The 22,717-nt window shown below is 71.5% G+C and carries 19 protein-coding genes and 1 riboswitch; of the genes, 10 read left to right on the forward strand and 9 right to left on the reverse strand.

Annotated features, from left to right (window positions below):
* Positions 1 to 53: 53 nt before the first annotated feature.
* Positions 54 to 2,867, reverse strand: a complete 2,814-nt coding sequence (locus ACIBVL_RS29515; protein WP_399101628.1) for a GNAT family N-acetyltransferase — start codon at positions 2,865 to 2,867, stop codon at positions 54 to 56.
* 178 nt (positions 2,868 to 3,045) lie between these two features.
* Here ACIBVL_RS29515 and ACIBVL_RS29520 point away from each other — a divergent pair, with 178 nt between their 5' ends.
* Positions 3,046 to 3,327, forward strand: a complete 282-nt coding sequence (locus ACIBVL_RS29520; RefSeq protein ID WP_053655224.1) for an HPr family phosphocarrier protein — start codon at positions 3,046 to 3,048, stop codon at positions 3,325 to 3,327.
* Positions 3,328 to 3,544: 217 nt separating this feature from the next.
* On the opposite strand, the gene ACIBVL_RS29525 is transcribed toward ACIBVL_RS29520, so the two are convergent.
* The 4 genes from ACIBVL_RS29525 to ACIBVL_RS29540 all read right to left on the reverse strand — a co-directional run bounded on the left by ACIBVL_RS29525 (position 3,545) and on the right by ACIBVL_RS29540 (position 8,293).
* Entirely contained in the window at positions 3,545 to 4,240 is a 696-nt protein-coding gene (locus ACIBVL_RS29525) for a GntR family transcriptional regulator (RefSeq protein ID WP_399101631.1), read from the reverse strand.
* Between the two features lie 188 nt (positions 4,241 to 4,428).
* Positions 4,429 to 5,172: a M23 family metallopeptidase gene (locus tag ACIBVL_RS29530; protein WP_399101633.1), complete on the reverse strand. Its 744-nt coding sequence runs from the start codon at positions 5,170 to 5,172 to the stop codon at positions 4,429 to 4,431.
* Between the two features lie 13 nt (positions 5,173 to 5,185).
* Positions 5,186 to 5,351: riboswitch (cyclic di-AMP (ydaO/yuaA leader) on the reverse strand.
* 213 nt (positions 5,352 to 5,564) lie between these two features.
* Positions 5,565 to 6,953: a M16 family metallopeptidase gene (locus tag ACIBVL_RS29535; protein WP_399101635.1), complete on the reverse strand. Its 1,389-nt coding sequence runs from the start codon at positions 6,951 to 6,953 to the stop codon at positions 5,565 to 5,567.
* On the reverse strand, positions 6,950 to 8,293 hold the full coding sequence (locus ACIBVL_RS29540) for a M16 family metallopeptidase (protein ID WP_399101637.1): 1,344 nt from the start codon (positions 8,291 to 8,293) through the stop codon (positions 6,950 to 6,952). Before ACIBVL_RS29540 ends, ACIBVL_RS29535 begins: the two co-directional genes overlap by 4 nt.
* Positions 8,294 to 8,635: 342 nt before the next feature.
* Here ACIBVL_RS29540 and ACIBVL_RS29545 point away from each other — a divergent pair, with 342 nt between their 5' ends.
* Positions 8,636 to 11,092, forward strand: coding sequence for a DNA topoisomerase (ATP-hydrolyzing) subunit A (locus tag ACIBVL_RS29545; protein ID WP_399101639.1), 2,457 nt, complete (start codon positions 8,636 to 8,638; stop codon positions 11,090 to 11,092).
* Between the two features lie 161 nt (positions 11,093 to 11,253).
* Here ACIBVL_RS29545 and ACIBVL_RS29550 read toward each other — a convergent pair whose 3' ends face one another.
* Positions 11,254 to 12,327 carry a CobW family GTP-binding protein gene (locus tag ACIBVL_RS29550; RefSeq protein WP_399101640.1) on the reverse strand — a complete coding sequence of 358 codons (1,074 nt, stop codon included), beginning with the start codon at positions 12,325 to 12,327 and terminating at the stop codon, positions 11,254 to 11,256.
* Between the two features lie 323 nt (positions 12,328 to 12,650).
* Here ACIBVL_RS29550 and ACIBVL_RS29555 point away from each other — a divergent pair, with 323 nt between their 5' ends.
* The 7 genes from ACIBVL_RS29555 (at position 12,651) to ACIBVL_RS29585 (ending at position 19,052) form a co-directional block, all read left to right on the forward strand.
* Positions 12,651 to 13,208, forward strand: a complete 558-nt coding sequence (locus ACIBVL_RS29555) for a DUF6082 family protein (RefSeq protein ID WP_399101642.1) — start codon at positions 12,651 to 12,653, stop codon at positions 13,206 to 13,208.
* 268 nt (positions 13,209 to 13,476) lie between these two features.
* Entirely contained in the window at positions 13,477 to 13,716 is a 240-nt protein-coding gene (locus tag ACIBVL_RS29560; RefSeq protein ID WP_399101644.1) for a hypothetical protein, read from the forward strand.
* Between the two features lie 26 nt (positions 13,717 to 13,742).
* Positions 13,743 to 13,886 carry a hypothetical protein gene (locus ACIBVL_RS29565; RefSeq protein WP_399101646.1) on the forward strand — a complete coding sequence of 48 codons (144 nt, stop codon included), beginning with the start codon at positions 13,743 to 13,745 and terminating at the stop codon, positions 13,884 to 13,886.
* Between the two features lie 325 nt (positions 13,887 to 14,211).
* Positions 14,212 to 15,477 carry a citrate synthase gene (locus tag ACIBVL_RS29570; protein ID WP_399101648.1) on the forward strand — a complete coding sequence of 422 codons (1,266 nt, stop codon included), beginning with the start codon at positions 14,212 to 14,214 and terminating at the stop codon, positions 15,475 to 15,477.
* 135 nt (positions 15,478 to 15,612) lie between these two features.
* Positions 15,613 to 16,554: a sucrase ferredoxin gene (locus tag ACIBVL_RS29575; RefSeq protein ID WP_399101650.1), complete on the forward strand. Its 942-nt coding sequence runs from the start codon at positions 15,613 to 15,615 to the stop codon at positions 16,552 to 16,554.
* A gap of 150 nt (positions 16,555 to 16,704) precedes the next feature.
* Complete coding sequence (locus ACIBVL_RS29580; RefSeq protein ID WP_399101652.1) at positions 16,705 to 18,375, forward strand: ATP-binding protein; 1,671 nt, start codon at positions 16,705 to 16,707, stop codon at positions 18,373 to 18,375.
* Positions 18,372 to 19,052, forward strand: a complete 681-nt coding sequence (locus ACIBVL_RS29585; protein ID WP_399101655.1) for a response regulator — start codon at positions 18,372 to 18,374, stop codon at positions 19,050 to 19,052. The genes ACIBVL_RS29580 and ACIBVL_RS29585 overlap by 4 nt, the downstream gene beginning before the upstream one ends.
* Positions 19,053 to 19,073: 21 nt before the next feature.
* Here ACIBVL_RS29585 and ACIBVL_RS29590 read toward each other — a convergent pair whose 3' ends face one another.
* From ACIBVL_RS29590 to ACIBVL_RS29600, 3 genes are read right to left on the reverse strand one after another with little or no spacing between them, the layout of a single operon-like run.
* Positions 19,074 to 20,129 carry an ABC transporter substrate-binding protein gene (locus ACIBVL_RS29590; protein WP_399101657.1) on the reverse strand — a complete coding sequence of 352 codons (1,056 nt, stop codon included), beginning with the start codon at positions 20,127 to 20,129 and terminating at the stop codon, positions 19,074 to 19,076.
* 57 nt (positions 20,130 to 20,186) lie between these two features.
* A complete protein-coding gene (locus ACIBVL_RS29595; protein ID WP_399101659.1) occupies positions 20,187 to 21,050 on the reverse strand; it encodes an ABC transporter permease in 864 nt (287 codons plus the stop codon).
* Positions 21,040 to 21,855, reverse strand: coding sequence for an ABC transporter ATP-binding protein (locus ACIBVL_RS29600; RefSeq protein ID WP_399101661.1), 816 nt, complete (start codon positions 21,853 to 21,855; stop codon positions 21,040 to 21,042). Before ACIBVL_RS29600 ends, ACIBVL_RS29595 begins: the two co-directional genes overlap by 11 nt.
* Before the next feature lie 161 nt (positions 21,856 to 22,016).
* Between ACIBVL_RS29600 and ACIBVL_RS29605 the strand changes: the two genes are divergently transcribed.
* Positions 22,017 to 22,709, forward strand: coding sequence for a response regulator (locus ACIBVL_RS29605; RefSeq protein WP_399101663.1), 693 nt, complete (start codon positions 22,017 to 22,019; stop codon positions 22,707 to 22,709).
* Positions 22,710 to 22,717 lie beyond the last annotated feature (8 nt).

Below are 22,717 nucleotides of genomic sequence, written 5' to 3' on the forward strand. Positions count from 1 at the left end.
CCCCGCGGGGAGGCGGCAGGGGGCCGCTGCCTCACGACCGTCCTCGGCCGTCCTCAGTACGCCGGGAGCGTGCGGGGGCCGAGGTCGTCGCGGGCCGGTGGCGGGGCGAGGCGGACCGAGGCGCCGAGGACGCTCAGGCCGTGCGGGGCGACGACCACCGGTTCCAGGGTGACGGCGACGACCTCGGGGTGGTCGTCGACCAGGCGGGAGACGCGCAGGAGGAGCTCTTCCAGGGCGGGGGTGTCGACGGGGGTGGAGCCGCGCCAGCCGAAGAGGAGCGGGGCGGTCCGGATCGAGCGGATCAGGGAGGTGGCGTCGCGGTCGGTGACCGGGACCAGGCGGTGTGCCATGTCGCCGAGCAGCTGGGAGGCCGCTCCGGCGAGTCCGAAGGACAGCACGGCGCCGGCCGCCGGGTCGATGACCGCGCGGACGACGGTGTCGACCCCGCGCGGGGCCATCGCCTGGACGACCGGGCGGACCTCCTCGGGCTTCCCGAACAGCTCGGTCAACTCGGCGTACGACCGGCGCAGTTGCTCCTCGTCGGCGAGGTCGAGGCGTACGCCTCCCAGATCGGCGCGGTGGCGCAGGTGCGGGGCGGTGGCCTTGAGGGCGACGGGGTAGCCGAGGACGGCGGCCGCGCGTGCCGCCTCGTCGGGGGTGGGCGCGGGGATGGCCCGGCGGGTGCGGATGCCGTAGTGGCCGAGCAGCTCGCAGGTCTCCTCGGTGCCGAGGGTGAGGCCCTGGCCCCGGGAGAGCAGCCCGTCGATCAGCCGGGCGGCGGCCTTCTCGTCGATGTCCTCGTACGCGGGCACCTTGCCGGGGTCGGCGGCCTCGCGCCGCCACCGCGCGTAGTGCACCGCTTCGGCGAGGGCGCGGACGGCGCGTTCGGCGGCGGGGTAGGCCGGGATGAGGTGGGCGCCCTCGGGGGCCGCGACGGCGGCCTGCGCCGGCGTCCGGCCGTCGGGTGCCGCGCCACGCGCGCGTGCGGCGGCCTCGGCGCGCGGTGCGGTGCTCGTCGCGGCGGACAGCGCCGCCGCCAGTCCGCCGAGCTCGACGTGGACGACGAGCACCGGCTTGGCGGGGGCCGCCGCGGCGGCCGAGCGCAGCGCCTCCGCGAGCTGCGCGTCACTCGGCGAGGTCTCGCCGATGGCCGGTATCGCCGTCACCACCACCGCGTCGCACGTCTCGTCGGCCAGCGCCCGCGCCAGGGCCGCGTGGAAGTCCTCCGCCGTCGCCTCCGTCGTCAGGTCCAGCGGCGGGAGCGGCCGCAGTCCCTCGGAGAGGCACGCGTCGTACGTCAGCAGCCCCAGCGACTCGGAGTTGCCGAGGATCGCCACACGTGGTCCGGTCGGCAGGGGCTGGCGGGCGAGCAGCAGGCCCGCGTCGACCAGTTCGGTGATGGTGTCGACGCGGATCACGCCGGCCTGGCGCAGCAGCGCCGACACCGTGGCGTGCGGGAGCCGGGTCGCGCGGACGGCGTGCCCCTGCGGGGCGGAGCCGGAGCCCTGGACGACCACCAGGGGCTTGGCCGCCGCCGTGCGCCGCGCGAGGCGGGTGAACTTGCGCGGGTTGCCGATGGATTCCAGGTACATCAGGGCGACGTCGGTGTCCGGGTCGTCGTACCAGTACTGCAGGACGTCGTTGCCGGAGACGTCCGCGCGGTTGCCGGAGGAGACGAAGGTGGACACGCCGGTGACGCCGGTGACGCCGCCGCCGCGCCGGTGCAGACGGGAGAGCAGCGCGATGCCGATGGCGCCGGACTGGGCGAACAGACCGATGCGGCCGGGGCGTGGCATCTCCGGGGCCAGCGAGGCGTTGAGCCGCACCTGCGGTGAGGTGTTGATGACGCCGAAGGCGTTGGGGCCGATGATGCGCATGCCGTACGCACGCGCGTGCCGCACGAGTGCGCGCTGGCGCTCGCGGCCGTCGGGGCCGCTCTCGGCGTATCCGGCGGAGAGGACGACGAGTCCCTGGACGCCGTGTTCGCCGCACTCGGTGACGACCTCGGGCACGTGCTCGGCGGGGACGGCGACGATCGCGAGGTCGACGGGCTCGGCGATGTCGCGCACGGAGCGGTGGGCGGGGATCCCGTCGATCTCCTTCAGGTCCTCGGGGAACGCCCGGTTCACGGCGTGGAGAGGTCCGGTGAAGCCGGCTTCCCGGAGGTTGCCGAGGACGCTGCGGCCGACGCCGCCGGGGGCGCGGCCGGTGCCGACGACGGCGACGGAGCCGGGCGCCAGCAGTCGCCGTACGGAGTGGGACTCGGCGCGCTGTTCCCGCGCGCGCTGCACGGCCAGGGAGCGTTCGGTGGGTTCGAGGTCGAACTCCAGGCGGACGACGCCGTCCTCGAAGCTGCGCTGCTGGGTGTAGCCGGCGTCCGTGAAGACCTTGATCATCTTGGTGTTGGCGGGGAGCACCTCGGCGGCGAAACGGCGGATGCCGCGCTCGCGTGCGACGGCCGCGATGTGTTCGAGGAGCGCGGAGGCGACGCCGCGCCCCTGGTGGGCGTCCTGGACGAGGAAGGCGACCTCGGCCTCGTCGGCGGGCGCGGAGGCGGCCATGCCGTCGGCGCCAATGCGGTCATAGCGTACGGTTGCGATGAACTCGCCGCCGACCGTGGCCGCGAGTCCCACCCGGTCCACAAAGTCGTGGTGCGTGAAGCGGTGGACGTCCTTGGCGGACAGTCGCGGGTAGGGCGCGAAGAAGCGGTAGTACTTCGACTCGTCCGAGACCTGCTCGTAGAAGCTGACCAGGCGCTCGGCGTCATCAACGGTGATGGGGCGGATGCGCGCGGTGCCGCCGTCGCGCAGCACCACGTCGGCCTCCCAGTGGGCGGGGTACTCGTGCCGGTCCGAGGCGCTCTGCATGGGGCCCAGAGTACGGCTCGCGTACGACAACGGCGCGAGGCAGTCTGTGGAGGACGGAAGCCGGATCGAGGCCGCGATCAGGCGACCGCACGAGGGACGGGACGTATGACCCGTTCCTCCCACGCTTCACGTGTGGAACACTGGTCTAGACAACATGAGAACCGAAGGGCAGCAACACATGGCTGAGCGCCGCGTCAACGTCGGCTGGGCCGAGGGCCTCCACGCCCGCCCCGCCTCCATCTTCGTCCGAGCCGCCACGGCCGCAGGCGTCCCGGTGACGATCGCCAAGGCAGACGGCAATCCCGTCAACGCGGCCTCCATGCTGGCCGTCCTCGGCCTCGGCGCCCAGGGCGGCGAGGAGATCGTCCTCGCCTCCGACGCCGAGGGCGCGGACGTCGCCCTCGACCGGCTGGCGAAGCTGGTCGCCGAGGGTCTCGAGGAACTCCCCGAGACCGTCTGAGTCACACGCGAAGCCGCGTCGCCCTCCCGGGCGGCGCGGCTTCGCCATTTTTCGCACGGACTTTCGCAGCGGCTCCACGGGAATTACCGGCGGCATAACCGGAAATCCGCCTCCGGGCACACGAAGAGCGCACCACCGGAAATTCGCGGCGCGCGAGCGTAAGGGCAGCGGAAATATCTCTCCGCCGAATATCCCTTCTTTGTATACGGCCCCCGTGTTAATGCCGCAGACCCGTCATGTTTACGGGAGGTTGCGAAGTCCTCACGCGGTCGACGCGCTCCGCGCCGCCGGAGAAACGCAACCGGTGAGCGGCCGTCGCACGCTCGGTGTGCAGCGCCGTGACCGTCCGGGCGCGCTCCTGGTCGCCGCGCGCCACCGCGTCCACGATCGCGCCGTGCTCGGCCCAGGACTCCACGGGGTTGGCCGGCGCCTCCACCGTGTACATCCAGGCGATCTTGTGGCGCAGCTGGGTGAGCATCGACGTCAGGGCGTGGCTTCCGGAGGCCTGGGCGAGCGTCTCGTGGAACCAGCCGCCCAGGGAGCGCAGATCCTCACTGCTGCCCCTCCTGGCCCGCTCCTGGCCCAGCCGGACGAGGCCGCGCAGCACCTTGAGATGGGCCTCGGTGCGCCGCTGCGCGGCCCGGGCGGCGCCGAGCGGCTCCAGGAGCATGCGCATCTCCAGCAGGTCGGCGGCCTCCTGCTCGGTCGGTTCCGCGACGCAGGCGCCCGCGTGGCGCCGGGTGACGACGAAGCCCTCGGCCTCCAGAGTGCGCAGCGCCTCCCGGACGGGGACACGGGAAACGCCGTAGCGGCGGGCGAGGAGTTCCTCGGTGAGGCGGCTGCCGCGCTCGTAGACACCCGCGACGATGTCGTCCCGGATGGCCGTGCACACCGAGTGCGCCGGAATACGCATGACCGACCTCCGCCTTAATCCCCGTGAAACGTCGACGATTGACGTGTAGTCCGTGACTCTATTGCAATGAGCCGGAATTTCCGACGGCGGACCGGAATCCGGGGATATTTTTTGGCCAGCGGGGCGTCCGAAACGGCGAAAGCCCCGGCCGAGTGGGCCGGGGCTGGACGATCTGTCGCCGTGTGTCGTCAGACGTTCACGCCGTGCTTGCGGAGGTAGGCGACCGGGTCGATGTCCGAGCCGTACTCCGCGGTGGTGCGCGCCTCGAAGTGCAGATGCGCGCCGGTGACGTTGCCGGTCGCGCCGGACAGGCCGATCTGCTGGCCGGGGGTGACCTTCTGGCCCACCGAGACGCCGATGGACGACAGGTGGCCGTACTGGGTGTACGTGCCGTCGTTCATCTTGATGACGATCTGGTTGCCGTACGACCCGCCCCAGCCGGCCTCCACGACGGTGCCCAGGCCGACCGCGTGCACGGTGGTGCCGCTGGCGGCGTGGAAGTCGATGCCGGTGTGGCTGCCGGAGGACCACAGGGAACTGCTGGCCTGGTAGCCGGTGGAGACGTACGAGCCGGTGATCGGCAGCACGAAGGCGTTCAGCCGCTTGCGCTCCGCCTCCCGGGCGGCACGCACGCGTGCCTCGCGCTCCTCCACGGCCTTCTTGGCGGCCGCCTCGCGAGCGGCCTCCTCGAAGGCGGCCTTCTTCTGCACGGCGACCTGGTCGTCGATCTGCTCGGCGACGGCCTCGCCGGCGGTGACGACCGGGATCAGCCCGGTCTGCTCGGGAGTCGGCTCGGCGGCGAAGGCCGGGGCGGAGGCGACGGTGGCCATGACACCGGTGGTGGTGAGCGCCGCGACACCCACCGCGCGGGTGGTGGTGCGCTGCATACGGCTCGCGCGACGGTGCTTCCCGGTGGCGTAGGTGAACGCCATGAAGTTGGGCGGTCCTTTCCTTCCCTCTCGCCTACCGGGTTAGCTGACGGGTTCGGAGCAGGAAGGTCTCCTACGGGCCCCCTCGCGGCATGCGCGGGCGTCCGATTCACCCCAGGGACTTCACATGGGTCCCCGGCTCCCCTGGCTCGCGCCGTACGGGGACTCGGCGATGACTGTCCGGTGCCGCGGGTGCGGCGCACTGCCTGACGAACAGCCCGCATGAAGCTATGCGGGGCGGCCTTCAATCCTCAAACGGATCGCGGTTTTTGTAGCGCATCCCACAGGGCAGACAGGCAACCTCCGCCCCAATTCGGACATCTGGAGGCCCTGGTGACGGTTCCGTCCACCAGGGCCCCCACGCGTGCGTGCCGTTGGGCGCGACTGCTCGACGTCTACTCCGCGGGTACGACCTTGACCTCGCCGATGCCGAGCGCCTCGACCGCCTCCTTGATCTGTGCGGCGTCACCGACGAGGACGGTCACCAGACGGTCCACCGGGAAGGCGCTCACGGCCGCCGCGGTGGCCTCGACGGTGCCTGTCGCGGCGAGCTGCTGGTACAGCGTCGCCTGGTAGTCGTCGGGCAGGTACTGCTCCACCTGGTCGGCCAGCGTGCTGGCGACGGCCGCCGCGGTCTCGTACTTCAGCGGCGCCACCCCGACCAGATTCTGCACCGCGACATCGCGCTCGGCGTCGGTCAGGCCCCCCGCGGCGAGGGTGCGCAGCACCTTCCACAGGTCGTCCAGGGCGGGGCCGGTGTTCGGGGTGTCGACGGAACCGCTGATGGCGAGCATCGCGGCACCGGAGCCGTCCGGGGCGGACCTGAGGACCTGCCCGAACGCGCGCACCCCGTAGGTGTAGCCCTTCTCCTCGCGCAGGACGCGGTCCAGGCGGGAGGTGAGGGTGCCGCCGAGGCAGTACGTGCCGAGCACCTGGGCGGCCCACACGCGCGCGTGCCGATCGGCGCCGATACGGCCGATGAGCAGCTGCGTCTGGACGGCGCCGGGGCGGTCCACGATGACGACACGGCCGGTGTCGTCGGCGGTCACCGGCGGCACGGGCCGCGGCTGGCCCGGGGTGCCCGTCCAGGCGCCCAGGGTGTCGCCGAGGAGCGCGGCCAGGTCGACGCCGGTGAGGTCGCCGACGACCACGACGGTGGCCGTGGCGGGCCGGACGTGCTTCTCGTAGAAGGCCTGTACGGCCGCGGAGTCGATCTTCTCGACCGTCTCGGCGGTGCCCTGGCGCGGGCGCGACATGCGCGCGGCCGCCGGGAACAGCTCCTTGGAGAGCTCCTTGGCGGCACGGCGGGAGGGGTTGGCCAGCTCGTGCGGGATCTCGTCCAGGCGGTTGCGGACCAGGCGCTCGACCTCGCTCTCGGCGAACGCCGGCGCGCGCAGGGCGTCGGCGACCAGTCCGAGCGCCTTGGGCAGGCGGGAGGCGGGCACCTCCAGGCTGAGGCGGACGCCGGGGTGGTCGGCGTGCGCGTCGAGGGTGGCGCCGCAGCGCTCCAGCTCGGCGGCGAACTCCTCGGCGGAGTGCTTGTCGGTGCCCTCGGAGAAGGCACGCGCCATGATCGTGGCGACGCCGTCCAGGCCGGCCGGTTCGGCGTCCAGGGGCGCGTCCAGGAGGACCTCGACGGCGACGACCTGCTGGCCGGGGCGGTGGCAGTGCAGGACGGTCAGGCCGTTGTCCAGCGTGCCGCGCTCGGGCGCCGGGAACGCCCACGGCTTGGCCTCGCCCGCCCGGGGCTGGGGGTGGAAGTCCATCGTGGCGAGCTCGGTCACTGGGCCGCCTCCTCGTTCTCGTCCTGGTCGGCGGGGGCTTCGGGGGCGGTGGGCTCGTAGACGAGCACCGCGCGGTTGTCGGGGCGCAGGCGGGCCTTGGCGACCTCCCGCACCTCCTCGGGCGTGACGTCCAGCACGCGCTGGACGGCGGTGAGGGCGAGCTGCGGGTCGCCGAACAGGACGGCGAACCGGCACAGTTCGTCCGCGCGGCCGGCGACGGTGCCGAGCCGGTCGAGCCACTCGCGCTCCAACTGGGCCTGGGCCCGCTCCATTTCCTCGGCGGTCGGGCCCTCCTCGGCGAACCGGGCGAGCTCCTCGTCGATGGCGGCCTCGATCACGGGCACCTCGACGTCGCCGGAGGTCTTGACGTCAAGCCAGCCGAGGGAGGGCGCCCCGGCGAGCCGCAGCAGGCCGAAGCCGGCCGCGACGGCCGTACGGTCGCGGCGCACCAGCCGGTTGTAGAGGCGGGAGGACTCGCCGCCGCCCAGGACGGTGAGCGCCAGGTCGACGGCGTCGCACGCGCGCGTGCCGTCCTGCGGCAGACGGTAGGCGGCCATCAGCGCGCGGGCCGGGACCTCCTCCTCGACGACCTCGCGCAGCTGCTCGCCGATGATGTCCGGCAGCGAGCCGTCGCGCGGCTCGGGCTTGCCGTCGTGGCCCGGGATGGAGCCGAAGTACTTCTCGATCCAGGCGAGCGTCTGCTCCGGGTCGATGTCGCCGACGACCGAGAGGACCGCGTTGTTGGGCGCGTAGTACGTCCGGAAGAACGCGCGCGCGTCCTCCAGGGTCGCCGCGTCCAGGTCGGCCATCGAGCCGATCGGCGTGTGGTGGTAGGGGTGACCGTCCGGGTAGGCGAGGGAGGTCAGCTTCTCGAACGCGGTGCCGTACGGCACGTTGTCGTAGCGCTGGCGGCGCTCGTTCTTCACGACGTCGCGCTGGTTCTCCATGGACTCGTCGTCCAGGGCGGCCAGCAGGGAGCCCATGCGGTCGGCCTCCAGCCAGAGGGCGAGCTCCAGCTGGTGGGCGGGCATGGTCTCGAAGTAGTTGGTGCGCTCGAAGCTGGTGGTGCCGTTGAGGGAGCCGCCGGCGCCCTGGACCAGCTCGAAGTGGCCGTTGCCCTTGACCTGGGCGGAGCCCTGGAACATGAGGTGCTCGAAAAGGTGAGCCAGGCCGGTACGGCCCTTGACTTCGTGGCGCGAGCCGACGTCGTACCAGAGGCACACCGCCGCGACCGGGGTCAGGTGGTCCTCGGAGAGCACCACGCGCAGGCCGTTGGCCAGGCGGTGCTCGGTCGCTGTCAGGCCCCCGGAGCCTGCCTGGGCTGTGGCCGTGTGACCCATGGGCATGTACGTCCTTCCGATCGCGGACGCGGTCGTGGAAACCGCGCGTTTCCTGCCGGTCCTGTCACTGTATGCAAGCGTGCGGTCGGTCGGCGAAGTTCCCGGAGGTCGTACGCCGAGAGCGAGAAACCGTGACAGGGAGCGCCCGGCGGGGATGGCGTACCCTGCGGGCAATCATGAGAGGGCCGTCCCCTGTCACCGGGCCGGGCAGCCCTCACCGACCGCCGGCCCGCGCCGGGTCCGGTGGGCGGTACCGGGTCCTGAGCCCGCCTTGTCAGTGCCACGGTCCACAATGGACCGCGTCAGATCCCGTCAACACGCTTCAGCAAGGAGCCGGCAGCGATGGCCCGCCGCAGCACGAAGACCCCGCCGCCCGACGACTCGTACGAGGAGCGGATCCTCGACATCGACGTCGTCGACGAGATGCAGGGCTCCTTCCTCGAGTACGCGTACTCGGTCATCTACTCCCGAGCCCTGCCGGACGCCCGCGACGGCCTCAAGCCGGTGCACCGCCGCATCGTCTACCAGATGAACGAGATGGGGCTGCGCCCCGACCGCGGCTATGTGAAGTGCGCACGCGTGGTCGGCGAGGTCATGGGCAAGCTGCACCCGCACGGCGACGCGTCGATCTACGACGCCCTGGTGCGCATGGCCCAGCCCTTCTCCATGCGCGTGCCCCTCGTCGACGGCCACGGCAACTTCGGCTCCCTGGGCAACGACGACCCGCCGGCCGCCATGCGGTACACCGAGTGCCGCCAGGCCGAGGCGACGAGCCTGATGACGGAGTCGATCGACGAGGACACCGTCGACTTCGCGCCGAACTACGACGGCCAGGAGCAGGAGCCGGTGGCGCTGCCGGCCGCCTTCCCGAACCTGCTGGTCAACGGCGCGTCGGGCATCGCCGTCGGTATGGCCACGAACATGCCGCCGCACAACCTGGGCGAGGTCATCGCGGCCGCCCGCCACCTGATCCGCTACCCGAACGCGGATCTGGAAGCCCTGATGAAGCACGTCCCGGGCCCCGACCTGCCCACCGGCGGCCGGATCGTCGGCCTCTCCGGCATCCGGGACGCCTACGAGACGGGCCGGGGCACCTTCAAGATCCGCGCCACGGTGTCGGTGGAGACCGTGACGGCCCGCCGCAAGGGCCTGGTCATCACCGAACTGCCCTTCACGGTCGGCCCCGAGAAGGTCATCGCCAAGATCAAGGACCTGGTCGGCTCGAAGAAGATCCAGGGCATCGCCGACGTCAAGGACCTCACCGACCGCGCGCACGGCCTGCGCCTGGTCATCGAGATCAAGAACGGCTTCGTGCCGGAGGCGGTCCTGGAGCAGCTGTACAAGCTGACGCCCATGGAGGAGTCCTTCGGCATCAACAACGTGGCGCTGGTCGACGGCCAGCCGCTGACGCTGGGCCTGAAGGAACTTCTGGAGGTCTACCTGGACCACCGCTTCACGGTGGTCCGCCGGCGCAGCGAGTTCCGCCGCGGCAAGCGCCGCGACCGGCTGCACCTGGTGGAGGGCCTGCTCACCGCCCTCGTCGACATCGACGAGGTCATCCGGCTGATCCGCTCCAGCGAGAACAGCGCGGAGGCGAAGCAGCGCCTGATGGAGCGTTTCTCGCTCTCGGAGATCCAGACCCAGTACATCCTCGACACGCCGCTGCGCCGCCTCACCAAGTTCGACCGCATCGAACTGGAGGCGGAGAAGGAGCGGCTCAACGCGGAGATCGCGGAGCTGACCCGGATCCTGGACTCGGACGCGGAGCTGCGCAAGCTGGTCTCCGCCGAACTGGCCGCGGTGGCCAAGAAGTTCGGCACCGAGCGCCGTACGGTCCTGCTGGAGTCCTCGGGCTCCCCGGCCCCCACCGTCCCGCTGCAGGTCGCGGACGACCCCTGCCGGGTCCTGCTGTCCTCCACCGGCCTGCTGGCGCGCACGGCGAACGGCGAGCCCTTCGCCGAGGACGAGGACGGCAAGCGCGCCAAGCACGACGTGATCATCTCGGCGGTGCCCGCCACCGCGCGCGGGGAGATCGGCGCGGTCACCTCGACGGGACGGCTGCTGCGGATCAACGTCGTCGACCTGCCGCAGCTCCCGGACACGGCGTCGGCGCCGAACCTCTCGGGCGGTGCGCCACTGTCGGAGTTCGTCTCCCTGGAGGGCGACGAGACACTGGTCTGCCTGACCACGCTCGACGAGTCGTCGCCGGGTCTGGCGCTCGGCACGGAACAGGGTGTGGTCAAGCGCGTGGTGCCCGACTACCCGTCCAACAAGGACGAGTTGGAGGTCATCACCCTCAAGGAGGGTGACCGGATCGTCGGCGCGGTCGAGCTGCGCACCGGTGAGGAGGATTTGGTCTTCATCACCGACGACGCCCAGCTGCTGCGCTACCAGGCCGCGCAGGTGCGCCCGCAGGGCCGTCCGGCGGGCGGCATGACGGGCGTCAAGCTCGCCGACGGCGCGAAGGTGATCTCGTTCACGGCCGTGGACCCTGCCGCGGACGCGGTGGTCTTCACGGTGGCGGGCTCGCGCGGCACGCTGGACGACTCGGTCCAGACGACGGCCAAGCTGACCCCGTTCGACCAGTACCCGCGCAAGGGCCGCGCCACCGGCGGGGTGCGCTGCCAGCGGTTCCTGAAGGGCGAGGACTGCCTGTCCTTCGCCTGGGCGGGCCCCGTCCCGGCGAAGGCCGCGCAGAAGAACGGCATGCCGGCCGAGCTCCCCGAGATCGACCCGCGCCGCGACGGCTCGGGCGTCTCGCTGGCGAAGACGGTGGGCGTGGTGGCGGGGCCGGTCTAGGGCCTGTCCGGCGGATCATGCCGCAGACGCGGGGCTTGGCACGCCCATCTGCGGCGTTGTCGTCGGTTGCCGACGCTCCGCGTCGACGCCCGAGTGGGGGGCACCCCCTCCGGGGGAGCGTGCCGGGCGTCGCGACGGGGTGAACGTTGCCTGCCGCGGCACTAGTAGGGCTCGGTCACTCCCCCGGGATCCATGGCGTCTTCCGGATCCTGTACGTAGCGCAGGACGCCCCACATGCCGTGCTCGTCGGCGTGGGGGGCGTCGCTCGTGCAGGCCTGGAGTTCCTTGCCGAGGCCTTCCGCGTCGATGTCGGAGCCGATGAGGACGAGCTGGGTGAGGCGGTTCTGGGCGGTTTCCCAGGGTTCCGGGTAGAAGCGCAGAAAACGGCCGACGGCGTGCACGGCGTACCGGTTGGCGGGATCGTGCGGGCCGAAGTCGACGTATCCCTTGATCCTGTACAGACCTTCGGGCCGGCTGTCGAGGAACGCCATCAACCGACGTGGGTCCATGGGGGTTCCGGAGGTGAAGGAGCAGCTGTCGTAGGCGGTGTGCAGGTGGTCGGCGTGCGCAAAGTGCCCGTCGTGCTCGTACAGGTCGTCGAAGGACAGCTGCCCGAGGCGCTCCTCGCTCGGCTTGCAGTCGAAGAGGAACTCGGGGTCGATCCGGCCGTGGGAGGCGGGCACGACCGCGGCGCGGTCGACGAGCGACCGGACGAGCGCGAGGACCCGCTCGCCGTCGGCGGCTCGGTCGAGCTTGTTCACCACGACCAGGTCGGCGAGGGCGAGGTGCCGGTCGATCTCGGGGTGCCTGGTACGGGTCTCGGCGAACTCGGCGGCGTCGACGACCTCGACGAGCCCGCCGTACACGATCCCCGGGTGCTCGCTGGCCAGGACCATGCGCACCAGCTCCTGGGGTTCGGCGAGGCCGCTGGCCTCGATGACGACGACATCGAGGCCGACGTCGGGACGCGCCAGCCGTTCGAGGTAGACGTCCAGCTCGCTGGTGTCGACGGCGCAGCACAGACAGCCGTTGCCGAGGGAGACGGTCGAGTCGCCGAGTGCGCCGGCCACGGCCATGGCGTCGATCTCGATGGCACCGAAGTCGTTGACGATCGCGCCGATCCGGCTGCCTCCGCTGCGGTGGAGGAGGTGGTTGAGGAGGGTCGTCTTTCCGGAGCCGAGGAATCCGGCGAGGACGACGACCGGAATCTGCTGCGGACCGCGGCTCTGCGTCACCGTGCGACCTCTCTGACACCTGCGCGTACTCCGGCTCACGACCCCGGAGCGCGGACGACGACTGAACGCGCCCCAGGATACGAGCCGGCCGAATCACCGCGAAGTGAACGATTGTTAGCAGCAGTTGCGGGGCAGACGTCTGGCAAGGCGCTCTGGCGTGCGACCCTCGCTTCCCTCCGTGCGCCTCCCCTCCGCCTCCTCCGCCGATCAGAGCCGCTCGGCACTCTGGGAGACGGCAAGCGCCGCCCACCGCTCGCCGGTCCCCGTCACGCCACCCGCACCCCGACGACCGGCGCACGGCCGCCCGACCGGGGGTATGTGACATGGCGACACGGAAGTTTGGGGTACGCGGACTGCGTGCAGCCGCAGCGGCGGCCGTCGGTATGGCCGCGGGCGCCGTCGTCACCATGGCGGCACAGCGCCACACGCTGGACGCACTGCGTATACGGCTGGAGCGCCTGGAACAGACCGCCCACTCCCAGAAGCACACCAACCTGGCCAACCAGCAGCGGCTGCACTGGGAACTGCTGAGCAAAGCCATCGACGACCCCGAACTGGCGGAAGTACTGGACCTCTTCGAAGCGCCGGTGTCCACCAAGCAGCGGCGTCAGTACATCTATGCCAACGCCCTGTACACGAACGCGCTCTTTTATTACCGGATCGGCAATATCTCCCGCGAAGAGTTCTTCGGTTACATCCGGGGCATTCTGCAGAATCCCGTCGTACGGGAGTACTGGTACGCCACCAAGCATCAGCGGGCCACCATTGCCGACGGCTCGGACGAGGCGGAACTCGGGCGCATGGTGGACGAACTCCTGACGCAACTCGAAGAGTCGGACACCGAGGAATGGTGGGTGGTCGGGGAGCCCCCGAGCACATAGGCGCACGGAGGCGCCTCCGGGCGCGCCGACGACCGAGGGCTCGCGTTCCCCGCCGCACACCCCCTTCCGCCGAATCACACCCACGGCCCATAACGAACAGGTCAAGTCGGGAGTTGAGTGGGGTGCCAGGGAGTTGACTCGCGCTTGATCGCGTAGAGGACCCCACCAAGACCGTCGCCTACGCCGCCGGATGACGAGCGCACCCCACAGGGCCCGCCTTGCACCGCGCAGTCGTCGTGCGCAAGCCATTGGACCAAGGGAAACAACAGTGAGTCAGATCATCCGTCGGATCGGTGCATCTCCGCGCGCCCGGGGAAGCGTAAGTGGAGCGAATTGCCCCGATATCTTCGAACTTGCCGACGGGAATTTCGCCGTCATCGGTACGGACGCCACGGATTCACTGGAACCCGACCTTCCCGCCGACGCCTCTCGCGCCGACTACGAACGCATCGTCGTCATCACCCGCGAGACACTCATCCGCGCAAAGGCCGATATCCCGGAAGCCTGAGCGATGCCATGTCCCGGAGCTCTGACATGGCGACCCTCGTCGGCACGACGGGCAGTGCGACCGCCGTGAACACCGGCGTCGTCGGCATGGGGAGCACCCGGAAGTCCCTGCCTCCGGACCGGCTCCCCGTGGAGCGCGCTGCGTACCGGCAGGCCGACGCATCGGGGTGACGCACGCGCTCTCAGGTCCGGCGCCTTCTGAGGTGCCGGACCTTGTACGTCCCCCAGGCCGCCGCAGAGTGGGCAGGGCCCGAGCACCGCGGCCCCGAGGACGGGTCGGCCGGCCGCCGGGGGAATCACCGTACCCAGCAGCAGGAGCCCGGCCGGTCGGCGGCGGAATCACCGCCCTCAGAAGCTGGAGCCCGGCCGGTCGGCGGCCGGGCTCCAGCACAGCGCCGTGCAGCGGCCCGCACATGGCGCGGCAGCGTGCTCCGCCCGTCCACCGGCCAGGGTCCAGCGGACAGCAGAGCCCCTTCCTGCGGATACGGTGACCCCCATGCGCGAGCACGAACCCGCCCCCGGCCACGCGGAACGACGGCTGAGCACCAAGGAGGCCGCCGAACTGCTCGGCGTGAAACCCGAGACCGTGTACGCGTACGTCAGCCGTGGCCGGCTGAGCAGCAGGCGCGCGCCCGGCGGCCGGGGCAGCACGCTCGACGCCAAGGAGGTCGAGGCGCTCGCGCGGCGCAACAGACGGGAGAGCGCCGGAAGTCCGGGGTCCGGGGGCGAGCTGTCCGTGCGCACCCGCCTCACGTTCATCGACGGGCACCGGTACTACTTCCGGGGCGTCGACGCGACCGAACTGGCCGCCCGGCACTCGTACGAAGAGGTCGCGGAGTGGCTGTGGACCGGCCGGATGCGCCCCGGAACCACGTTCACCGCGCCGGCCTCCTCCGTCGAGGCCGCCCGCCGCGCGGTCGACGCGCTGCCCGAACACAGTGGCCCCATCGACCGGTTGCGGGTCGCCGCCGTCGCCGCCGCGATCGCCGACCCCCTGCGGTTCGACCTGACCGAGGAGGCCGTACTCGGCACCGCGCGCATCCTGATCCCCACCCTGGTCGCCGCCCTGCCGCCCCAGCGGGCCGACCACCGCGACGAGGGCTCCCTGGCGCAGCGTCTGTGGGGGCGGCTCAGCGGACATCCCGCCGGGAAGGTTCAGCTGCGGGTTCTGGACGCGGCGCTCGCCCTGCTCGTCGACCACGACCTGGCCGCCTCGACACTCGCGGTGCGGGTCGCCGCCTCGGCCCGCGCGCACGCCTACGCGGCCGTCTCCGCCGGGCTCGGCGTCATCGAGGGGCCCCTGCACGGCGCCGCGAGCGGGCTCGCCCACCGGCTGCTGGAGGAGGTGCTCGACCTGGGCGACGCGGCCCCCGTGATCGCCCAGGAGCTGCGGGCCGGCCGCCGCATCCCGGGCCTCGGCCACCGGCTCTACCCCGGCGAGGACCCACGCGCGCGTGCTTTGTTCGCCCTCCTGGAGGAGATCCCCGAGGCCGCGCCCGCCCTCGCCGCGGCCCGCGACATCGTGGCCACGACCGCCCGTCGCGCCCCGCTGCACGCCAACGTGGACCTGGCGCTCGCCGTTCTCACCGCCTCCTTCGGCATGGAGCCCTCGGCGGGCGAGACGATCTTCGCCGTCGCCCGGACGGCGGGGTGGATCGCACACGCCCTCGAGGAGTACGGCGAGCGGCCCCTGCGGATGCGGCCCAGCGGGCACTACGTGGGACCGAAGCCGCCGCAGCGCCTCCCCGATCGGGCCACCTGAGACGCACCCGGCGGCCGGAGCACCGCACGGAACCCGGCCGACGGCGGCGCACACGCCTGGAGCCGGGGAGCCCACAGCGATCCACAAGCCCCCTCGAGAGGTGTGGGGCGTGCAAGTCAGGTTAGGCTCACCTCTGTGAGTACGTGCGCGACCGACTCGCGGAATCTCGGCGAGCCCATGCCCGGAACCGCGGCCACCGCCTCGACCTGGCTGCTGCTGGAGCAGCCCGGTCCCTGGGGTGCCAAGGCGCTCACTTCGAGCCACCTGGACCCCGTACTGGGCCGTGCCCTGGAGGCCGCCGCCCAGGACACGGGCGTACGCATCGCGCTCATCCGACGCCCGGGCCGGCACGCCGACCCAGGTATGCCACCACCGGTACGGCACGTGTACGCCGCCCACACCACCCCGGGGAACGTCTGGCTGCGCACCGCCACGACCACCGACCCCGGGCGGCTGCTCGACCTCGACTTCGCCGCACTCGGCCGCGGCGACCACCGCACCTTCGACGCCGCGCTGCGGGGCGGACCGCACACCGGTGATCCGCTCGCCCTCGTCTGCACCAACGGCAAGCGCGACCGCTGCTGCGCCCTCCTGGGCCGTCCGCTCGCCGCCGAACTGGCCTCCTCGGGGGTGCGGGGTGTCTGGGAGGTCACTCATCTGGGCGGTCATCGCTTCTCCCCCACGGTCCTCGTCCTGCCGCACGGCTATGTGTACGGCCGCGCCGAGGCCCACACCGTCAAGGAGGTCCTGCACGGCGTCCAGGAGGGGCGGGTCGTCGTGGACGGGTGTCGTGGACGCTCGGCCTGGGAGCGGCCCGGCCAGGCGGCGGAGCTGGCCGTGCGAGCGGCGACCGGCGAGGACAGGGCGGAGGCCCTCGACGTCGTCCTCACCACCGGCGGCGCACCGCGCTGGGAGGTGACCGTCGCGCACACCGACGGACGGCACTGGCGGGTCGTCGTGGCCCAGAGCGCCTCCCAGCCACCCCGCGCGGAGAGCTGCGGAGCGTCGGTCCTCGGTTCACCCGCGCGGATGGACGTGGTGGCGGTGCACGAACTGGCGGTGGCGGTGGCCGGCTGAGACGGCCGCGACCACGGTCCGAACCGCGCCCCGCGCGGGCCCGGCTGAACCGTTTCCTCTTGAGGCGAACCGTTTCCTCTTGAGTCGGTCAAGAGATCCACACCACACACCCCTACGGCTCCGCCGTTCCGCCCACGTACCGTCTTGGGTATGAGCCCCTCCTCCCCCGCCCGCCGCCTGCGCCTCGGCATGCCGAGGCGCATGTTCTCGCAGGTGCTGTTGATGCAGCTGGCGATCGCCGCGGGAGTCGTGGTGCTCGCGACCGGGCTGTTCCTCGCCCCGCTCAGCCACCAGCTGGACGACCAGGCGATGCGCCGCGCCCTCGCCATCGCCCAGACCACGGCGGCGGTGCCGCAGATCGCCGAGGACCTGCAGAACACGCCGCCCTCGGTCGACGGGCCGGTGCAGCGGGAGGCGGAGCGGATCCGCAAGGCCAGCGGCGCGGAGTACGTCGTCGTCATGGACCTCCACGGCACGCGCTGGTCGCACCCGGAGCCCAAGGAGATCGGCGGCCATGTCTCGACGTCTCCGGACAAGGCCCTGGCCGGCCAGGACGTCATGGAGATAGACAGCGGCACCCTGGGCCGCTCGGCCCGCGGCAAGGTGCCCCTGCGCGACAGCCACGACCAGATCATCGGGGCGGTCTCGGTCGGCATCGAGTACGACAGCGTGCGGGCCCGTCTGATCCACGCGATCCCCGGCCTGTTCGCGTACGCGGGCGGCGCGCTCGCGGTGGGCGCGCTGGCCGCCTGGCTGATCTCCCGCCGGGTCCAGCGGCAGACCCGTGATCTCGCCTTCTCCGACATCTCGGCGCTGCTCGCGGAGCGCGAGGCGATGCTGCACGGTATCCGGGAGGGCGTCGTCGCGCTGGACCGGACCGGCAGGGTCCGGCTGCTCAACGACGAGGCCCAGCGGCTCCTGGGCATCGGCGACGAGGTGGTGGGCCGCTCGCCCGACGAGGCGCTCGGCGAGGGGCGTACGGCGGACGTGCTGGCCGGCCGGGTGACCGGCACCGACCTGATCGCCGTACGCGGACAGCGCGTCCTGGTCGTCAACCGCATGCCCACCGACGACGGCGGCGCCGTGGCCACCCTGCGCGACCGCACCGAACTGGAGCAGCTGGGCCGGGAACTGGACTCCACGCGCGGTCTCATCGACGCGCTGCGCGCCCAGGACCACGAGCACGCCAACCGCATGCACACGCTCCTCGGCCTGCTCGAACTGGAGATGTACGACGACGCCGTCGACTTCGTCGGGGAGGTGGTCGGCGACCACCGGGCCACCGCCGAGCAGGTGACCGAGAAGATCGAGGACCCGCTGCTCGCCGCCCTGCTGGTCGGCAAGGCGACCGTCGCGGCCGAGCGCGGCGTGGCTCTCTGGGTCTCGGACGGCACCCGGCTCCCGGACCGCCTGGTCGATCCGCGCGGGCTGGTCACGGTCGTCGGCAATCTGGTGGACAACGCGCTCGACGCCGTCGCCGGCACACCGCACGCGCGCGTGGAGGTCGAACTGCGCGCCGAGGGGCGCACCGCCGTCCTGCGGGTACGGGACACAGGACCCGGAATCCCCGCCGAGCAGCGCGAACTGGTCTTCACCGAGGGCTGGTCGACGAAGAAGCCACCCGCGCACGGGCAGCGCGGCATCGGACTCTCGCTGGTCCGCAGACTCGCCGAGCGGCAGGGCGGCAGCGCCACCGTCGGCGAGGCGGCCGACGGGGGCGCCGAGTTCACCGTCGTCCTGCCCGAGGCACTGGCCGGCCCCGACCTGGAACCCGCCCTGGCCGCACCGGCGCAGGGCACTGCCGAGGAGGAGACGCGATGATCGAGGTCCTGGTCGTGGACGACGACACCAGGGTCGCCCAGGTCAACGCCGCCTACGTCGAGAAGGTGCCCGGCTTCCACGTCGCCGGCGAGGCCCACAACGCGGCCGAGGCGCTGCGCCGGCTGGAGCTGCCGCCTCGTCCGGACCTGGTGCTGCTGGACCACTACCTGCCCGACGAGACGGGCCTGGAGGTCGTCCAGGAGATGCGCCGACGCGGCCACCAGACCGACGTGATCATGGTGACGGCGGCGCGGGACGTCTCGACGGTGCAGGCCGCGATGCGGCAGGGCGCCCTCCAGTACCTGGTGAAGCCGTTCAACTTCGCCGGTCTGCGCGCCAAGCTGGAGGCGTACGCCGAGCTGCGCCGCACGCTCGACAGCGGCGGCGAGGCCGAACAGGCCGACGTCGACCGTATCTTCGGCGCGCTGTCCACCCCGTCGGAGTCCGGGCTGCCCAAGGGGCACTCCCCCACCACCGCCGAACTGGTCCGCCAGTCCCTGATGAGCGCCGAAGGACCCCTGTCGGCCCAGGAGATCGCCGACCGGACGGGGGTGAGCCGCCAGACCGCCCAGCGCTATCTGAAGCTTCTGGAGCGCACGGGGCGGGCCCGGCTGACCCTGAAGTACGGCGACGCGGGCCGCCCGGAACACCGTTATGTGTGGGCGACCCGCGCCTGAGGGCACGGCACGGTCCGACCGTCAGCCGGCGGCCTTCTCGACGAACTCCGTCGTGTAGGTCTTGCTCAGGTCGACGTCGGCGTTCTGGATGTTCGGGTTGAACGCCTTGAGGACCTTCTCGACGGTCTCGGGGCCGTCCTTCGGCATCACGCCGTCCCTGGTGAACATCGGCAGCGTGCTCTTGATGGCCACCGCGTACAGCGTCTTGTTGCCCTGCGAGTAGTCGGCCGGCATCTTGTCGGCGATCTCGCTGGCGCTGTGGGTGGACATCCACTTGAGCGTCTTGACGAATGCATTGGCCAACTTCTGGACGGTGTCCTTGTGACTGTTGACCCAGTCCGTCTGCATGTACAGGCTTGACGACGGGTACGGCCCGCCGAGCGCCTCCTCCGAGCCCTGCGGGGTGCGCATGTCGATGAGGACCTTGCCGGCCTTCTTGTCCAGAATGTTCGCGACGGTCGGGTCGGTCGTCATGCCCGCGTCGATCGCGCCCTTCTCGAGCGCCGAGATGAAGGTCGGGCCCGCGCCGACGGCGACCGGAGTGAACTCGCTGACCTTCACGCCGTTCTTGACGGCGAGGTACTTGGTGAGGAAGTCGGTCGAGGCGCCGAGTCCGGTGACACCGAGCTTCTTGCCCTTGAAGTCCTTGGGCGAGGTGATGTCGCCCTCCGCCTTGGTGGAGACGACCTCCACCTCGCCGGGCGCCTGCGAGAACTGCACGACGGACTCGACCGCCTTGCCCTTCACCTGCAGGTCGAGGGTGTGGTCGTAGAAGCCGACGGCGCCCTGGACCTGGCCGGAGACGAGCGCCGTCTCGGCCTGCACGCCGGCCGGCTCGCTCAGCATCTCGACGTCGAGGCCCTCGGCGTCGAAGTAGCCGAGCCGCTGGGTGAGCATCGCGGGCAGGTAGATGACCTTGTCCAGGCCACCGACCATGATCTTGACCTTCGTCCCCTTTCCGTCCCCGCCGGAGCCGGTGGACGTGGTGCTCGCCGCGTCGTTGGCACAGGCGGTGAGTGAGGAGAGGGCGAGCAGGCCGACGGCGGCGAGGGCTGTGTGTCTGGCGGAGAAGCGCATGACGGGTTCACGTCCTTGTGAGAGGGGTGGTGCGGGGGGAGGGGAAAGCGGCGCGGGTCAGCTCTCGGAGCCCGAGGGCCTCCAGCGGAAGATGCGGCGCTCGGCGAAGGTCAGCAGGCCCTCGGCGACGAGGGCGACGGCGGCGAGGATGACCATCGCCGCGTACACGCCGGCCGCGTTGAAGGTGCCCTGGGATTGCGCGACGAGCAGGCCGATGCCCTTGGTGGCGCCGATGTACTCACCGACGATGGCGCCGATGAGGGCGAAGCCGAAGCTGACGTGCAGGCTGGTGAAGATCCAGGAGGTGGCCGACGGGACGACGACCTGAAGCGTCACCCTGCGGTCGCTCGCTCCCAGGATGCGGGCGTTGGCGACGAGGTTGCGGTCGACCTCGCGAGCGCCCTGGAAGGCGTTGAAGAAGACCGGGAAGAACACCAGGACGACGGCCGAGGCGACCTTGGACGCGGGGCCGAGTCCGAACCAGATCACGAAGATCGGCGCCAGGACGATACGGGGTATCGAGTTGAGCACCTTGATGTATGGACCAAGGACATCGGCCAGGAAGGCGATCCGCCCGAGCGCGATACCGCACACGACACCGGCGATCACACCGATGACCCAGCCGAGCAGTGCCTCGTAGAGCGTGTACCAGATCTGCTCGCCCAGGGAGCCGAGCGACGTCCCGTGCGTGATCCAGGTCCAGATCTGGTCCCAGATCTTGGAGGGCATCGAGAAGTTGAACGGGTCGATGACCTTGGCCCGGGAGAGCACTTCCCACAGGGCGAGGACGGCCACCAGCAGGAGGACGCGGGAGGCCCCGACGACGATCTTGCGTCTGCGGGCGGCACGCGCGCGTGAGTGCGCGCGGTCCGGCGCCTTGGCCGTGTCGACGACGGGTGTGCTGAGGACGTCAGGCGACATGGGCGGCACCTCTTTCGCGGGTGATGCGGACCTCTTCGCCGAGGGACGACCAGATCTCGCGGTAGATCTCGATGAACCGCGGCTCCAGACGCACCGACTCGACCTTGCGCGGCCGCGGCAGGTCGATGTCGAAGACCTGCTTCACCGTGGCGGGGCCCGCGGTCATGACCACGACCTTGTCGGCCAGCGCGATGGACTCCTCCAGGTCGTGGGTGACGAAGACGACCGAGGCGCCCGTGCCCTCCCACAGCTCCAGGAGCTCGTCCGACATCAGCGCCCGGGTCTGCACGTCGAGCGCCGAGAACGGCTCGTCCATGAGCAGGATCTCGGGGTCGTTGACGAAGGTGGCGGCGAGGGCCACGCGTTTGCGCTGGCCACCGGAGAGCTGGTGCGGATAGCGGTCCTCGAAGGCGGCGAGCCCGACCCGGGCCAGCCACTCACGCGCCTTCTGCTTCGCCTCCGCCTTGGGCACGCCCCGGAAGCGGGGGCCCGCCATGACGTTGGACAGGACCGTACGCCACGGGAACGTCGCGTCCTGCTGGAAGACGAAGCCGACCTTGTCGCCGACGCCGCGCACCGGCTGCCCGGCGACCAGCACATCGCCCCGGGTGGGCTCTTCCAGGCCGCTGACCAGCGTCAGTGTGGTCGACTTGCCGCAGCCGGTGGGCCCGACGACGGCCACGAACTCACCGCGCCCGACGGTGAGGTCGAGGTCCCGGACGGCTGTGTGCAGGCCCCCCGACGGGGTCCTGAAGACCTTGCTCGCGCCCCGCAGCTCGATGGCGGGGCTGGTGTGTGCGCTCATGCCCCGGGACGGTAGATGTGAGCCGGGACACGGCATCAGCCTTGTGAGCGCATGCGCTTCTTTTGCTTGCAAGAGGCTGTTGTGCTCGTTTTGCGCGCGCTACAACAGCGGAGCCGAAACACGGGCGTAATGCCCGTAAGGCCTTGACGGAGAGAGGCCCGATGATTGACGTCCTGGTCGTGGACGACGACTTCCGCGTCGCCGAGATAAACGCCAAGTACGTGGGAAAGGTTCCCGGCTTCCGGGTGGCCGCCCGCGCGCACAGCGCCGCGCAGGCGCTGGCCGCCGTGCAGCGCGGAACCATCGACCTGGTCCTGCTCGACCACTACCTGCCCGACGGCACGGGCCTCGACCTCGTCCACCGTATGCGGGAACAGGGCCACGGCACCGACGTCATCATGATCACGGCGGCCGGCGACGTCAGCACCGTGCAGACCGCGATGCGCCTGGGCGCCCTGCACTACCTGGTGAAACCGTTCACCTTCGCCGCGCTGCGCACCCGCCTCGACTCCTACGCCGCCCTGCGGCGCACGGTGGACCGGGTCGGTGGCCGGGGCATCGCCGGCCAGGAACAGGTCGACCGGATCTTCGGCGCACTGCGCACCACCCCGGCGCCGTCGTCCCCCGGTCTGCCGACCGGCCACTCGGAACCGACCACAGACCTGATCTGCGCCGTCCTGCACCGCGCCGACCACCCGCTCTCCGCCCACGAGGTGGCGGCCGAGACCGGCCTGAGCCGCTCCACCGCCCAGCGCTACCTCCGCCACCTGGAACAGGCCGGCCGCCTGCGCCTCTCCCTCAAGTACGGCGACACCGGCCGCCCGGAACACCGCTACGCCTGGGTGACGCCCTAGCCGTCCGT

Origin of the sequence: Streptomyces sp. NPDC049687, assembly GCF_044465285.1 — a bacterium.
GTDB lineage: Bacteria > Actinomycetota > Actinomycetes > Streptomycetales > Streptomycetaceae > Streptomyces.